The sequence below is a fragment of the Flavobacterium sp. OHVDL-2026-0007 genome (assembly GCF_059882335.1).
Map to the genome: position 1 here is coordinate 4,201,446 of NZ_CM187612.1, position 14,504 is coordinate 4,215,949.

The 14,504-nt window shown below is 35.5% G+C and carries 13 protein-coding genes and 1 tRNA gene; all 14 read right to left on the reverse strand.

Features of this window, described 5'->3' with window-relative positions:
* Nucleotides 1-379: 379 nt before the first annotated feature.
* Nucleotides 380-464: transfer RNA gene (locus AC51AA_RS17295), tRNA-Ser, on the reverse strand.
* 516 nt (nucleotides 465-980) lie between these two features.
* Complete coding sequence (ribB, locus tag AC51AA_RS17300) at nucleotides 981-2,114, reverse strand: 3,4-dihydroxy-2-butanone-4-phosphate synthase (RefSeq protein ID WP_500703442.1); 1,134 nt, start codon at nucleotides 2,112-2,114, stop codon at nucleotides 981-983.
* A gap of 2 nt (nucleotides 2,115-2,116) precedes the next feature.
* Complete coding sequence (locus AC51AA_RS17305) at nucleotides 2,117-3,571, reverse strand: LptF/LptG family permease (protein WP_500703443.1); 1,455 nt, start codon at nucleotides 3,569-3,571, stop codon at nucleotides 2,117-2,119.
* 8 nt (nucleotides 3,572-3,579) lie between these two features.
* Nucleotides 3,580-4,206 carry an outer membrane lipoprotein periplasmic chaperone LolA1 gene (gene lolA1 / locus AC51AA_RS17310; RefSeq protein WP_500705655.1) on the reverse strand — a complete coding sequence of 209 codons (627 nt, stop codon included), beginning with the start codon at nucleotides 4,204-4,206 and terminating at the stop codon, nucleotides 3,580-3,582.
* 73 nt (nucleotides 4,207-4,279) lie between these two features.
* The gene (locus tag AC51AA_RS17315; RefSeq protein ID WP_500703444.1) at nucleotides 4,280-6,724 is read right to left on the reverse strand and encodes a DNA translocase FtsK; all 2,445 of its coding nucleotides are present in this window, start codon (nucleotides 6,722-6,724) and stop codon (nucleotides 4,280-4,282) included.
* Between the two features lie 16 nt (nucleotides 6,725-6,740).
* The gene (locus AC51AA_RS17320; RefSeq protein WP_500703445.1) at nucleotides 6,741-7,115 is read right to left on the reverse strand and encodes a diacylglycerol kinase family protein; all 375 of its coding nucleotides are present in this window, start codon (nucleotides 7,113-7,115) and stop codon (nucleotides 6,741-6,743) included.
* A gap of 8 nt (nucleotides 7,116-7,123) precedes the next feature.
* Nucleotides 7,124-7,621 (reverse strand): thiol peroxidase, encoded by a 498-nt coding sequence (gene tpx / locus AC51AA_RS17325; RefSeq protein WP_500703446.1) that lies wholly within the window; start codon nucleotides 7,619-7,621, stop codon nucleotides 7,124-7,126.
* A gap of 248 nt (nucleotides 7,622-7,869) precedes the next feature.
* Nucleotides 7,870-8,127 carry a DUF6952 family protein gene (locus AC51AA_RS17330; protein WP_017495510.1) on the reverse strand — a complete coding sequence of 86 codons (258 nt, stop codon included), beginning with the start codon at nucleotides 8,125-8,127 and terminating at the stop codon, nucleotides 7,870-7,872.
* A 62-nt stretch (nucleotides 8,128-8,189) separates the two neighbouring features.
* Entirely contained in the window at nucleotides 8,190-8,498 is a 309-nt protein-coding gene (locus tag AC51AA_RS17335; RefSeq protein ID WP_500703447.1) for a thioredoxin family protein, read from the reverse strand.
* A gap of 128 nt (nucleotides 8,499-8,626) precedes the next feature.
* Nucleotides 8,627-9,265, reverse strand: a complete 639-nt coding sequence (locus AC51AA_RS17340; protein WP_160375383.1) for a peroxiredoxin — start codon at nucleotides 9,263-9,265, stop codon at nucleotides 8,627-8,629.
* Nucleotides 9,266-9,390: 125 nt separating this feature from the next.
* A complete protein-coding gene (locus AC51AA_RS17345; protein WP_500703448.1) occupies nucleotides 9,391-11,004 on the reverse strand; it encodes a glycoside hydrolase family 3 protein in 1,614 nt (537 codons plus the stop codon).
* 4 nt (nucleotides 11,005-11,008) lie between these two features.
* Nucleotides 11,009-11,458, reverse strand: a complete 450-nt coding sequence (locus tag AC51AA_RS17350) for a GNAT family N-acetyltransferase (protein WP_500703449.1) — start codon at nucleotides 11,456-11,458, stop codon at nucleotides 11,009-11,011.
* 134 nt (nucleotides 11,459-11,592) lie between these two features.
* Nucleotides 11,593-12,861, reverse strand: a complete 1,269-nt coding sequence (locus AC51AA_RS17355) for an MFS transporter (RefSeq protein WP_500703450.1) — start codon at nucleotides 12,859-12,861, stop codon at nucleotides 11,593-11,595.
* The gene (locus AC51AA_RS17360; protein WP_500703451.1) at nucleotides 12,848-14,419 is read right to left on the reverse strand and encodes a glycoside hydrolase family 10-like protein; all 1,572 of its coding nucleotides are present in this window, start codon (nucleotides 14,417-14,419) and stop codon (nucleotides 12,848-12,850) included. The genes AC51AA_RS17355 and AC51AA_RS17360 overlap by 14 nt, the downstream gene beginning before the upstream one ends.
* Nucleotides 14,420-14,504: the final 85 nt, after the last annotated feature.

The window sequence follows — 14,504 nt, forward strand, 5'->3', positions numbered from 1 at the left end:
GATTTGCCTTTGCAATTACAGTGAGTTATGGAATAAATAAGGGGCTAAATCCATTATAACAAATATTGAACTAAAGCTTCGGTAGCACTTATTGAGGCTTTGTATTTTGCGAATATAATTAAAATTTGTAAAATTACAACTACAAAAAAAAATATCCTGATACATTATGGGAAAGTAAAAATCAAAATTAACGTTAGAATATGGTGTTCTGTTTTTTTGTGTTTAAGACAAATGATGACATGATGGAAATCTCCGAAGTTATCTGGGGCCGTGTTCTAGACTGAAGTTTGATCTTCATATCATTATGTGAATTGCAAGTGACTTTATAAAGTAAGGAAAGTATTGAAATGAAAAAAGCACCTCGTTGAGGTGCTTTTCGCGGAGAAAGAGGGATTCGAACCCCCGGACCTGTTACAGTCAACAGTTTTCAAGACTGCCGCATTCGACCGCTCTGCCATTTCTCCAGTATGTTGCTATCAATTTCTGATTGCGAGTGCAAATATAAGACGTTTTTCCGATTGTGAAAACTTTTCTAGAGCTTTTTTGAGGATTATTTTGAATTAGTTTTTAAATGTCTAATAATCAGTAATTACTTTTTGAAATATTTTTTCGTTAAAGTAGAAGATGATCAATAAATGGGATGAATTTTTTGCTTTTGTTGCCACTAAAAAAAGAAAATGTGCCTAAAATAGCGCTCTTAGGCAAGTCCGAACTCATTTGTTTTATTGAAGTATCAAGTTGATTTTTGTAATTTGTTCTTTTATCTCTAAGTATCTTGGCTATCAATTCAAGTGATGGACTACATGAGATGATTTTTTTTTGACTAGATCTGGTGCTGCAACTAGAATGGATTTGCTTCGAAGTTAAAAAGCTGTTTTTCCTAATATACTAATCATTGATTCGTTATACTTGGAAAAACAGCTTTATGAGTATGCTTTTGAGATTTTAGAAGATGAGGCCTAATTTCTCTATAATTGTTTTTAATATTTTACGTATTCTGTTATTTCAAGTCCGTAACCTATCATTCCAACACGCTTAGTTTGTTCGGTGTTCGATACTAGTCTAATCTTAGAAATGTCGATATCATGAAGTATTTGTGCTCCAATTCCAAAATCTTTGCTATCAATGATTACTTTTGGTGCTTTCATTGTTCCTTGCGCTTGTAGTGTTTTAAGCTCTGCAATTCTATTAAGCAAGTTGACAGCTTGCATGTCTTGATTAATGAATAATACGGCTCCTTTACCGTTCTCATTAATGACTTTGAACATATCATCTAGTTGTTGTTCTGCATTACGGGTCAAAGTACCTAATAAATCATTGTTTACTTGAGAGGAATTGATTCTAGTTAAGATCGGTTCTCCTAAGTTCCAAGTTCCTTTAGTTAAAGCAATATGAATTTGTTTGTTTGTTGTTTGCTCATAGGCTCTTAAGCGGAAAGTCCCAAAACGAGTCTCGATATCAAAATCCTCTTTTTTTACAATCAAACTATCGTGTTGCATTCTGTAAGCAACAAGGTCTTCGATGGAAACTAATTTTAAGTTGAATTTCTTAGCAACTTTTACTAGTTCAGGTAAGCGAGACATGGTACCGTCTTCGTTTAGAATTTCACAAATTACCCCAGCAGATTTAAAGCCCGCTAGTCTTGCAAAGTCAATTGCAGCTTCAGTATGACCTGTTCTTCTTAGTACACCTCCTTGTTTGGCAACTAAAGGGAAAATGTGCCCTGGTCGTGCTAAGTCATGAGGTTTGGTATTTGGGTCTGTTAATGCCACTATGGTTTGAGATCGGTCTGAAGCAGAGATTCCAGTAGTTACACCATTACCTTTTAAATCTACAGAAACGGTAAAAGCAGTTTCCATATGATCGGTATTGTTGGTTACCATTGGTTTTAAATCCAACTCTTTACAACGGCTTTCAGTAAGTGGAGCGCAAATTAGTCCACGTCCGTGTGTTGCCATGAAATTGATCATTTCAGGAGTCACTTTTTCAGCGGCAGCAAGAAAATCACCTTCATTTTCGCGATCTTCATCGTCTACGACAATGATCACTTTACCTTGACGAATGTCTTCAATAGCTTCTTCAATGGTGTTGAGTTGTATTTTTGTTGTTGACATAGTTATTGTTTGTTTTGAGCTGGTAAAAAACGCTCTGAAATTTTTTGAAATAGTTGTTGTATAGGAGTTATAATAGCGTCAAAGTTGATTAATCCGTTATCGTTAGTAGCACGGTACGTTAATAATACAGCTAAGGGTAATAGTATTATGGAAGACATCCAAGACCCCATAAAAGGGCTCATTCCACCTTCTTGTGATAATCTTTTTCCAAAGGTGTTGATGAAGTGGAAAGTAATAAAAATTAAAACCGCAAATACAATAGGTAAGCCAAGTCCACCTTTTCTAATAATAGCTCCTAGGGGTGCTCCAATAAAAAACATTAGAAAACAAGCAAATGCAATAACAAACTTCTCGTAAAGAGCACTTAAGTGTTTGTTGATTTCTCGTTGTTTGTCTTTGAGTTCTTTTTGGGTGGATTCAATAGAGTACACGTTGCTTGTTACGTTACTACTGGCCATTTTTAGGATGTCAGATCTTTGTTTGTTGGTATAAGAAGATAAAAGGTCTTGTGGTAAAGGCTTTTTCTTTTTATTTGATTTCAAGGTAACAGGAGGGGCTTTGATCCCTACGCGTTGATTGATGTTCTCGGAAAAGGAGAGTATTTCGTTGTTGAGGTTGGTGTTTAACGAATCTAAGGTGTAGCGTAATTCGTTAACGTTTAACATACCATTAGTGCTGCCGACATTTTCTTTGTCTTCATCCACTTTGTTTAACTCAGAAAGGTCAATGTTGATGATTTGCTTTTTAAAAGCACTTTTTACAAAGGGTAACTTTGCACGATCTTCGTATTTTTTTGGTGTAACATCTTGGTAGTAATAACCGTCATTTAAAACGAGTTTTAAAATGCTGGATTTTTCATTACTAATCAGTTTACCCGTTTTGGCTTTAATAACGGTTTTGTTTTCGCCATTATTATTGGTTTTTTCGTGAATGGTAACACCGGTTAAGTTGTTGCCATTGGCTCCTGATTTTTTATTTACTTTAATATTGTAAAATCCAACATCATTAAACTGACCTTCGGCTATGGCCATGGCAGGCTTAGCTTGAGCGATGTTTTTACGGAAGTTAATAAACTTGTATTCGGCATAAGGAATCACATTGTTGGCAAACCAGAATGCGATTATACTTAAAAAGAAAATGAAGATGATTAAAATCCTCATGGCTCTTTGAAGTGAAATTCCAGAGGATTTCATAGCAGCGAATTCGTAATTCTCTGCTAAGTTTCCAAAAGTCATAATCGATGCTAATAAAACCGATAAGGGTAAAACCAGCGGGATGATACGAGGCATGGAGAAAAGTAAAAATTTCGCTACTAACATTAGGTCTAGGTCTTTACCAGCCAATTCTGAGATAAAGAGCCAAACGGTCTGAAGTATGAATATAAAAAAAAGGATTACAAATACCGTAGCAAATGTAATCAGGAATGTTTTTAGTAAATATTTGTCTAAGATTTTCAACCTTCTAATTAGTCTAATTTATTGATGTAGTACTTTGGATATTTGCTCGCTACAAAGGTAAATTGATTTTTTGATAAAGGCTGATTGGTTTTAAAAGAATTAACCGTTAAAGTAGTTTTTGTTCCGTTTTTTCCAGTTTCAATCAAATTATAGATGTGTTTTGTTTGAGCATCAATACCTAAAAGAATCTCTTTTCTTTGATCTTTTGCGTTTGTTGGTACTAGTTTAATGTATTGGATTTTTCTTCCTTTAACATTTTGAACTATGTCCATATTGTATTTGTATCCAGAATTAAAAAAAGTAAGCATTTTGGAAGGCGTAATAGCATTATCGTCTTTCTCGTTTACTCTTGATACAGTAACTTCTTCGTCTTCAGGGACAATAGTGTAGGTTTTTTGGCCATCGAATATTTTAGTAACCCCCATAAAATTCAATACATATTGATTGCCTTTCATGGTAACATTTCCTTTGCTGTCTTGGTTGATGTTTTCTTTAGCATTGTTTAGTGTGTACTTAAAATCAATCACGATATTATCGTAGCTTTTTATTTTAGCGGTTACTTGGTTCAATAAATCTTTGGCTTTCTTATCTTGAGCTTGAATAGAAGTGAAGCTCAAAAGCAATAAAATTGCCATTTGAAAACACTTTTTAGTCTTGTTTTGGATAGAATTGGTTTTGATTTCTTGAATTTTAGTTTTCATGATGGTGTTAATTTTGTTCGTTGTTAAAAAATTGATCAAGAGCACTTAAATCTGAGATGTTTACAGTTCGGGCTTTACTACCTTCAAAGGGGCCTACAATTCCAGCTGCTTCTAGCTGATCGATCAAACGACCTGCTCTGTTGTAGCCTAATTTTAGTTTCCTTTGTAATAAGGAAGCTGAACCTTGTTGTGCGTTGACAATGATCTCCGCTGCTTCTCTAAATAAAGAGTCTCTTTCGGAGATATCTATATCAAGATTAATGCCATTTTCTTCTCCGACGAACTCAGGAAGTAAATAAGCGGTTGCATAGGCTTTTTGCGAACCAATAAAATCAGTGATTTTTTCAACCTCCGGAGTGTCAATAAAAGCACATTGTACACGAACGACATCATTACCGTTGGTGTATAATAAGTCACCTCGACCAATTAATTGATCGGCTCCTTGGGTGTCCAAAATGGTTCTAGAGTCAATTTTTGATGTTACTCTAAAGGCTATTCTCGCAGGGAAATTCGCTTTTATTAGTCCTGTGATCACATTTACAGAAGGTCTTTGAGTCGCAATAATTAAGTGGATACCAATAGCACGGGCTAATTGAGCTAGACGGGCAATTGGAATTTCTACTTCCTTACCAGCGGTCATGATCAAATCAGCAAACTCATCGACTACTAATATGATATAAGGTAAAAAGCGGTGTCCTGCTTCAGGATTTAATTTTCGAGCTTTAAATTTATCATTGTATTCTTTAATGTTTCGAACCATGGCATCCTTTAGTAAAGAATAACGGTTGTCCATTTCAACACAAAGTGAATTTAAGGTATTGACCACTTTTGCATTATCGGTGATGATAGCGTCTTCAGTGTCTGGAAGTTTGGCCAAATAGTGTCTTTCGATTTTGTTAAATAGTGTTAGTTCCACCTTTTTAGGATCGACCAAGACGAATTTCACTTCAGCTGGATGTTTTTTGTATAAAAGAGACGTTAAAACAGCATTCAAACCAACGGATTTTCCTTGTCCAGTAGCTCCAGCCATTAATAGGTGAGGCATCTTGGCTAAATCCACGACAAAGGTTTCATTGGAAATGGTTTTACCTAAAGCAATAGGAAGCTCCATTTCAGCTTCTTGGAATTTAGCAGAACCAATGACACTTTTCATGGAAACCATAGTTGGGTTCTTGTTCGGTACTTCAATACCGATAGTTCCTTTTCCTGGAATTGGTGCAATAATACGAATTCCTAATGCAGCTAATGATAGGGCAATATCGTCTTCTAAGCTCTTGATTTTGGATATTCTAATTCCTGCTTCAGGTACAATTTCGTATAGGGTTACCGATGGACCAACGGTTGCCTTTATTTGTGCAATTTCAATTTTGTAGTTACGAAGTGTGTCTACAATCTTGTTCTTGTTTTCTTCTAATTCCTCTTGATTGATCGTAATTCCTCCAGTGGAGTATTCTTTTAATAAATCGATCGTTGGGAATTTATAATTGGATAAGTCTAAAGTAGGGTCGAATAAACCGAAATCAGCTACCAAACGAGAAGCTAAATTTTCTTCAATAATATCTTCTTCTTCTGCTTTTTCAATAACGAATTCTTCAGTGTGCACCGGAGCTGCTGCTACCGGATTAATATTCATTTGTAGTGGTTTTACAACTGGATTTAAGTCGATTTCTGAGGAGTTTGAAATGGTAGGTTTTAAAGCTTCTTTGTTGATTTCAAACTGGGTAACTTCGGACTTTAAATGAATATTGTCTAGTTCTTTGTCTTCCTCAATAGCGAATTCTTCTAGATTGTAGGCGCTTTCAATTGGAGCTGTTTTCATAGAAGTCAATTCTGATTTGAATTCTTTTTTAGTAGAATCAAAAAAGGATTGAATTTTCTCAGGTGATAATTTAATTTTAAAAATTAAATAGACAATTAGACCGAAAAGCAAGGTCAATAAAGTTCCTGTTTTTCCGATATAGTCCTGTAAAAACAAATTAAGTTCATAGCCAATTGTTCCGCCTAATTCAGGTGCAGAAGTGGCGAAAAAACCAAATAAAACAGAAACGATGATAATGACAAATAAATCCCAAAACCAAATGTTTTTGAGTTTTTTTGTGGAGAGTTCTAAGGTCAAAAACATTCCGGTGAGGAAAAATAGACGTACAAATATAAAAGAAGCGAGTCCAAAACCTTTATAAACGAGTAAATCGGCAAGGAAAGCTCCGAATTTTCCAAGCCAGTTTTGTACTACTTCGGTACGATCGCCAAGTTGACTTACCGCACTTTGATCAGACTGCCATTGGCCGTTGACGTAAAAGGAAATAAATGCTACTAATAGGGCTACTGAAAATAAAACCAAAAGGCAACCTAAAACAAATTCATGTTGTTTGGTTAGCTTCCAAGACTTGAGGGTCTGGGTTTTGGATTCATTTTTTTTATCTATTGTTTCTTTTTTTGTTGTTTTTGCCATTCTTGCGTTTTAATGCCTATGTAAATTTTGGGATATAAATGATCAAGCCTATTGCTATTGCTGTCATTGCGGCAAAAAACACTGCTCCTGCTGCAATATCTTTTATAAATCCGATTCTTTCATGATAGTTGGGATGAATAAAATCTGCTATTTTCTCTACAGCAGTATTCAATCCTTCAATGCTCACTACTAAGCCTATGACTAAAACTTGAAAAAGCCACTCAGTTTGTGAAATATTAAAATAAAACCCCGCAATAGTCATGGCAATTCCCAGAGAGAATTGAACCATGATACTGTGCTCGGTTTTGATAAGTTTTAGGGCGCCATTAAAAGCATAAGTCATGCTTTTAAGTCTTCCTGTTACAAAAGTATTATCTTTTTGGAATTCCATTGTGTGGACTATAGTGCTGCTAATGCTGCTTCGTAATTAGGTTCGTTTGCTATTTCGGAAACTTGCTCAGTATGAGTAATTTTACCGTTGGCATCCACAACGATAACCGCTCTTGAATGTAAACCAGCTAGAGGACCATCAACAATTTCTAAACCGTTTGTTTTACCAAAATTACCTTCTTGAAAATCAGATAAGTTGACTACATTTTCTAATCCTTCAGCTCCACAAAAACGTTTTTGAGCAAATGGTAAATCTCTAGAGATACATAAAACAGTAGTGTTTTCTAAATTGCTTGCGTTTTCGTTAAATTTTCTAACAGAAGTTGCGCACGTTCCAGTATCGATACTTGGGAAAATATTTAAAACTAATTTTTTACCAGCAAAGTTGCTTAAAGAAGCTACTGATAAATCGTTTTGTACTAATTTGAAATCAGCTAGTTGTGAGCCAACTGTTGGTAATTCACCTGAAGTATGAATTGGATTTCCTCCTAATGTTATTGAAGCCATGATTTTTGGTTTTTAATGAGGTTCAAAAGTAAGGATTAAAATTCGAATCTAAAAGAATTTGTTGTGGCTTTACCGATTGTTTCCTATGCTAGGTTTGTCGTGCTATAGGAATGAAGTTTTTTTTTAAATGGGGAAGCATTTTTCTCTTTGGAATAGAAAAAGAAGTAGTGATAAGGCATAAAAAAAAGCGCCTCTTCATGCAGAAAGCGCTTTCTCTAGTCCTATTTTTGTATGTTGTCCCAGTACGATTATTTATCGATTGAGCCTAAAACACGTTTCATGAACGCATTTAGAGCTTCCTTTTTGTCAGTACCTTGAACAACCATTTTGTGTACTTCAAGTGCACCATACATATTAGAAATTAACTCACCAATGACGTCTAATTCTTCATCTTTTAGGGAAGGAATCTCAGTCATAGCTTCTAAAACTTCAATAGTTTCGATGATGTAATCCTGATCGTTTTCTTCGATGAATTGGGTTAATTGCTTTATTACGGGTAATTTCATGCTATAGATTTTTTAAGCGCTTTGGCAAAGTATAAAACTTTTACAAAACGGTCTGATTTGATTTAAACAATCGCGTTTACCAAGTCGATTAAAACTTCTTGTTTGTTCGTTTGCGTTTCGCCAACTAATTTTCCATTAACAAAAGTGGCGAAAGTAGGCAAGTTGCTTACATTGGCTAATTTTCTTGATTCTGGAGCATTTTCAGCATCAACCAAAACAAAAGTGATGGCTTCATTTTCTGTAGCTAATTTTTTGAATTTTGGTTTCATAATACGGCAATTTCCACACCATGAAGCTGAATATTGTACTACTACTTTTTCGTTTTTAGCAACTAAATCTGCTAACGTATCTTCGTTTAAGTCGATTAACATCTGTTTGATTTTTTAAGGTTTAAAATAACAAAGGTTCAAAGGAGCAAGGTTTTTATACCATGCCAATAGTCAGAGCAAAATGCTTTACTATCGTATTCCAATGAACCTTTGTGACTTTTATTTAATAATTAGTTTGCGCTTAAGTATTCAGCAGTGCTTAATCTGTCAGCACTCATTGCTTCTTTACCAGCTTCCCAGTTTGCAGGACAAACTTCACCTTTAGTTTGAATATGTGTGTAAGCATCAACCATACGTAAGTATTCGTTTACGTTACGACCTAATGGCATATCGTTAACACTTTCGTGGAAGATTTTTCCAGTTTCGTCAATAAGGTAAGTAGCTCTGTAAGTTACGTTTGAACCTTCGATGATTACTGAATCAGTTTCTTCGCTGTAGCTTGTAGCTTCGATATCAAGGATACCTAAAATGTTTGCTAAGTTACGGTTCGTATCTGCTAAGATAGGGTAAGTAACACCTTCGATTCCACCATTATTTTTTGGAGTGTTTAACCAAGCAAAGTGTACTTCGTTTGTGTCGCATGAAGCTCCGATTACGATTGTATTTCTTTTTTCAAATTCTGGTAATGCAGCTTGAAAGGCGTGTAATTCAGTTGGACATACAAAAGTGAAATCTTTTGGGTACCAAAACAATAATACTTTTTTGTTGTTGTTTACTGCTTCTTCAAAAATGTTGATTTTTAAGTTGTCACCCATTTCTGAGATAGCATCTACTGCAATACTTGGGAATTTTTTTCCTACTAAAGACATATTTTTCGTTTTACGTTAAAAATTTATTTCTGCTGCAAAAGTAGGGCATAAGTAAGGGTACTTACAATAAGATGTGATTATAAAAAATTATAAGTTAATAGGTTTTAGCTATGTATGGTCGTAAATTATTGGATGTCAATGTTTACTGGAAGGATTCCGTGGCAAGGAAAATTTTCTAAAAATTGAATTCCTGCAACTTTTTGAAATTCTTCAAAATCTTGATAGACCTGAATTAGCCCTGAGGCCTTTTTAAGATTAGGAATTAGAGGTAAAACATAGGGGTTTCCGAAAACATAAACGATACATTTTTTGGTCTGTAATAACCTTGAAAGCAAGGTGAAAATTTCGTCGTTGACTTCAAAATTATGTAAAGGTTTTGCCTTTGGAACAAATAAGGATATAAGAATCGTTTCGAAATTTTCAAGCTCTTTTTCTAGTGAGGAAATAGCGGAAACTTCTAAATTTTCAAATGCAAATTCCGCTGAAGGTAGTTTTGTTTTGAGGGTTTTAAAGAAAGTATTCTCAATATTTTTATACAAACTCAATTTGGCTAATCGATTGTTTTTTTGCGATTCGAAGGCCAAAGCGGTACTGGATTGATCAATGATTTTTGTAATTGAATTTTGAGCAATTTCAAAATTCAATTCGGCAGCTTTTGAGAAGTTTAATTCACCAGAAGTAAAATCGTCTTGGGATAAAATCCCTACTTTCTCTTTGGCTTTTAGGATACGGTTGAAACTCTCTTCAATACGCTGTGGAGAAGCATTTTTTAGAATGGCTGCAATTCCTTCTGGTACATTTTCGGCAAAACACAATACATCATTCCCTGCGTTAAAGGCCTCCCATTCTAATTCGCCTTTGATGGGGTATAAGGTAGAGACAGAGTGCATGTTTAGGGCGTCAGAAATCACTAATCCGTCGTAACCCAATTGTTGACGTAAAAGGGTTTCGATGATCGGTTTTGATAAAGTGGCTGAAGTGTTTTTTCCGTTATTCAAACTTGGGACTGCCAAATGTCCAATCATAATCGAATCGACATTGTTTTCAATTCCTTTGATAAAAGGGTATAATTCGTTGGCTAATAGTTCGTCTAAGGTTTCGTTTAAAATGGGTAATCCTAAGTGGGAATCGACATTGGTGTTTCCGTGTCCAGGAAAGTGTTTCAAACAACCTAATACCCCAACTTCAGACATTCCTTTTAGGTATTCTATAGCATAATCGGCTACTTTTTCTTTGTTTTCGCCAAAAGAGCGATAGCCAATAACGGGATTATTGGGATTGTTATTGATATCGGCTAGAGGGGATAAATTATAATGAATTCCAGCCGCTTTTAGGTCTAGAGCAATTTGTTTCCCTACCTCATAAACTAAATTCGATTTGTTTTGGGGTAAAGCGCCAAGTGTTATAGCGTACGGATATTGTGGTGTTTTTTCGATGCGCATGGCCAGACCCCATTCGGCATCAATACTAATTAAAAGTGGGGTAGAAGCCGCTTTTTGATAACGAACAATTAATTCTTTTATTTTTTGATAACTCTGGTCATTAAAAGTGATTTTTTTCTTGTTCTCATAGTTCGTCGCGGCACTAGCGCGGCTATGAAAAAAGGTCAATCCGCCAATATTGTGGGTCTTTATTAACTGTTCAGTTGCTTGGATGTTTTCTTCGGTGTCGTTTATAAATACGGCAGGAAAAAAGAATTGTCCTATCTTTTGTGTTAAGGTCTGGTTGTTCATTTTCATTGTATTAAAAAGTCTTTATCATGCAAACACTATTGCCCATGGATTCATACGGAGGGTAATTGGGTGTAATGGTATAACCTTGTTTTAGGTATAGCTTGATTGCTTCAGGTTGATTTTTTCCTGTTTCTAAAATAGTATGCGTATAAGATGCTTCGGCTGCCCAAAGTTCTAAGTCCTCTAATACGGCTGATGCAATACCTTTTTGTCTGTAATCTGGATGCACAAACATACGTTTGATTTCTACCGTATTGTTTTCCTTCTCTCTAAAGGCACCACAGCCTATAGCAATATCATTTTCATAATAAACCACTACGTGTTTTATTTGATCGGTTTTATTAAACTGATTGTAAAAGTCGTGATCTGCACCGTCTCTAATTTTTAAATCCTGGTCTAAGAGAACGACCAGATTTTTAAAATCGATATCATCAGAGTTGGTTCGTTTTAGGCTAGTCATGATAAAAACGTTTAATTTTAGTCTAGGTCTTGTTTATGCCTTTTTTTGTGTGGCAAGCTCAATAGGGTGTATGCGATTGGAGCCAGTTTTCGAAATAAAAAATCAGGAGTGATCCTGGCGCTTAATGTATAGTGCTATTGGTCCGTTTTTTTACCAAAATCTTTTGGGAAAGTTAAAAAACGCGAGAGTATGATTCCTGGGATTGTTGCTAGAAACACCCAAATAAAGAAGTTTCCATAGCCTAAATACTCTTGTATGTAACCGCTGACCATTCCCGGTAACATCATTCCTAATGCCATAAAACCTGTGGCAAGTGCGTAATGTGCTGTCTTAGTTTCTCCTTCTGCGACATAAATTAAATACATCATAAAGGCAGCAAAACCAAAACCGTATCCAAATTGTTCCACAATGACCACGGCATAGATATAATAAACTGAAGCAGGATGAAAATGGGCTAACAATATAAAACCAATAATGGGTAGATGCATGGTTAATATCATCGGTAACATCCATTTGGTTAAGCCTTGTTTGGAAATGGCAATTCCACCTAGAATTCCACCAACTGTCAATGCTGCAACTCCAAAGGTACCGTAAATAATACCGACATCTTGAGTGTCTAATCCCATTCCACCGATGTCTTTAGAGTCAATTAAAAACGGACTTAACATTTTGATTAATTGCGATTCTCCCAAGCGGAACAATAATATAAAAGCCAAAGCTAAACCAATTTGCTTTTTTTGGAAAAAGCTGATAAAGATAGAGGCAAAATTTTGGTGCTCTTCTGATTTAGGTTTTTCTCCGGCATTAATTTCTGTTCTTGGAGTTGAGAAGTAATTATAGAGGGTAATGATCGTCATTAGTAAACCAACAAAAATCATCGTATACGACCAGGCCTTGGTGTTGTCACCATATTTGTGTTCTAGATACCCCGCCAAAAGTACAATTAGTCCGTTTCCAGCTAACATAGAGAGTCTGTAGAAGGTACTTCTGATTCCTAAAAAGAAAGATTGTTGTTCTTTAGGTAAGACCAATAGATAGAAACCATCGCTTGCAATATCATTGGAGGCCGAGGCAAAAGCCGCCACCCAAAATATAGCCAAAGTCATCATGAAGAAGCCCGTTGTGGGTATGGTAAATCCGACGATCAAAAAGGCGATGGAAATGAGTAATTGCATCGATAAGAACCATTTTCTCTTGGTGCCATGCAATTCAATAAAGGGACTCCAAAGGGGTTTGATCACCCATGGTAAGTACAATAAACTGGTGTAGACACCAATATCTTCATTTGAAATCCCAAGGTTTTTGTACATAATGACAGAAACAGAGATAATGACTGCATAAGGTAAACCAGATGCGAAATTGAGAAGTGGAATCCAGAACCAAGGTTTATTATCTGTTTTCATTGGGTTGTTCAGATGAGTAGATTTTAAATGTCTTTTTTAAGTCGATCGCAGTTGGGGTGCTTTCGTTTGCAAAATAATCAATAAATGTCACAGCGCAAGTTTTATACGCCATCATTTTTTCGGCTGGAACAGCAAATGTAATGGTTCCGTTATTTTCGTAAACCCTAATTTTGTCGATTATTTGTGTAGCGTCATTAATGTTTACTTTGTCTCTGTGTTCTGCTGCGTAAATCACCATATAACGTACTTTGGTATTGAGTGGAGATTTAATAGTGAACCAATAATTACTACTGTCTTTTTGGAATTGATTTACTTCGGGGGTATCAATAACGATATGTTTTAAATTAGGAACTGCAGCAGGAAGTGCTGGGTATCGGTATTGATTTTCGGCTAAAAGACGCACCACATCAAAGTTTTTGCCCATGAACCATTTAGCACTATAATAAGCGCTTCCTGATACATTTTTGAAACCTCTGGCAAAATTTACTTGTGTTGGGATCTCCGTGCTATAGTTCCAGTTTTTATCCGCATCGCCTCTGATTTTATAGGAAGCGTGTCCAATATACAAGGCGGTATTGTTGGAGTTTTCAGACCACCATTTTACTAATTTTGAATAAGAGGCTCTTGGGTTATTCATGCTCCAATACAATTGAGGCAAAATATAGTCAATCCATTTTTGGTCCATCCATAAAAGAGGGTCTGCATATAAATCATCATAATTAGAAGTTGATTGCGTCTCAGAACCTTTTGGATCCACCGATTTATTGCGCCAAACACCAAAAGGACTAATTCCGAATTGTACCCATGGTTTACTGGCTTTAATGGTGGTAGAAATAGTATGTACAAAATTGCTCACATTGGCACGGCGCCAATCAGCAAGGGATAAACCGGCTCCATACTTTCTATAAGAAGCGGTATCATTAAAGCTTTTTCCTGGGACAGTATAAGGATAAAAATAATCATCAAAATGAATCGCATCGATATCGTATTTGTCGACTACTTCTTTAACCACTTTGGTCAAATGTGCTTGAACTTCGGGTAATGCAGGATCATAATATATTTTTCCAGCGTATTCAATCATCCATTCAGGATGTTTAAAAACATCGTGAGTCGGACTTAATTGTTGTTTGTTTAAATCGAAAGTAGCGCGATATGGATTCATCCACGCGTGAAATTCAAAACCTCTTTTGTGTGCTTCTTCAATCATCCATGCCAAGGCATCATAATAGGGACTTGGGGCTTGGCCTTCTTTACCTGTTAAAAAACGCGACCAAGGTGCCAATTCTGTTGGATAGAAAGCATCACCCACACTTCTAATCTGAACAATTACCGCGTTATAATTGAGTTTTTTATACGCTTCTAAAATATCTAGATAGTCTGCTTTTTCTTTTTCAACAGTGTCAATGCCTGTTTTTGGCCAATCAATGTTGACAACCGATGCAATCCAGACTCCTCTAAATTCGTTTTTTGGGTAGAATGTTTTTTCTTGTGCATTGGATTTTAATCCAATGAAAAACAAAAGTAGTATAGAGAGTAGTAATTGCGGATTTTTATGCATTTCAATCTTTTTTAACAGAAACCAAAAATAGTTTTTTTAGCGGATTATAATAAATAATTTATAAATTATAATTTGAACGTTATTT

Excerpts from the sequence above, each read along its gene's own strand:
- ribB (WP_500703442.1), bottom strand. The coding sequence starts at position 2,114 with ATGTCAACAACAAAAATACAACTCAACACCATTGAAGAAGCTATTGAA.
- lolA1 (WP_500705655.1), bottom strand. The coding sequence starts at position 4,206 with ATGGCAATTTTATTGCTTTTGAGCTTCACTTCTATTCAAGCTCAAGAT.
- AC51AA_RS17315 (WP_500703444.1), bottom strand. The coding sequence starts at position 6,724 with ATGGCAAAAACAACAAAAAAAGAAACAATAGATAAAAAAAATGAATCC.
- AC51AA_RS17320 (WP_500703445.1), bottom strand. The coding sequence starts at position 7,115 with ATGGAATTCCAAAAAGATAATACTTTTGTAACAGGAAGACTTAAAAGC.
- tpx (WP_500703446.1), bottom strand. The coding sequence starts at position 7,621 with ATGGCTTCAATAACATTAGGAGGAAATCCAATTCATACTTCAGGTGAA.
- AC51AA_RS17330 (WP_017495510.1), bottom strand. The coding sequence starts at position 8,127 with ATGAAATTACCCGTAATAAAGCAATTAACCCAATTCATCGAAGAAAAC.
- AC51AA_RS17335 (WP_500703447.1), bottom strand. The coding sequence starts at position 8,498 with ATGTTAATCGACTTAAACGAAGATACGTTAGCAGATTTAGTTGCTAAA.
- AC51AA_RS17340 (WP_160375383.1), bottom strand. The coding sequence starts at position 9,265 with ATGTCTTTAGTAGGAAAAAAATTCCCAAGTATTGCAGTAGATGCTATC.
- AC51AA_RS17345 (WP_500703448.1), bottom strand. The coding sequence starts at position 11,004 with ATGAAAATGAACAACCAGACCTTAACACAAAAGATAGGACAATTCTTT.
- AC51AA_RS17350 (WP_500703449.1), bottom strand. The coding sequence starts at position 11,458 with ATGACTAGCCTAAAACGAACCAACTCTGATGATATCGATTTTAAAAAT.
- AC51AA_RS17355 (WP_500703450.1), bottom strand. The coding sequence starts at position 12,861 with ATGAAAACAGATAATAAACCTTGGTTCTGGATTCCACTTCTCAATTTC.
- AC51AA_RS17360 (WP_500703451.1), bottom strand. The coding sequence starts at position 14,419 with ATGCATAAAAATCCGCAATTACTACTCTCTATACTACTTTTGTTTTTC.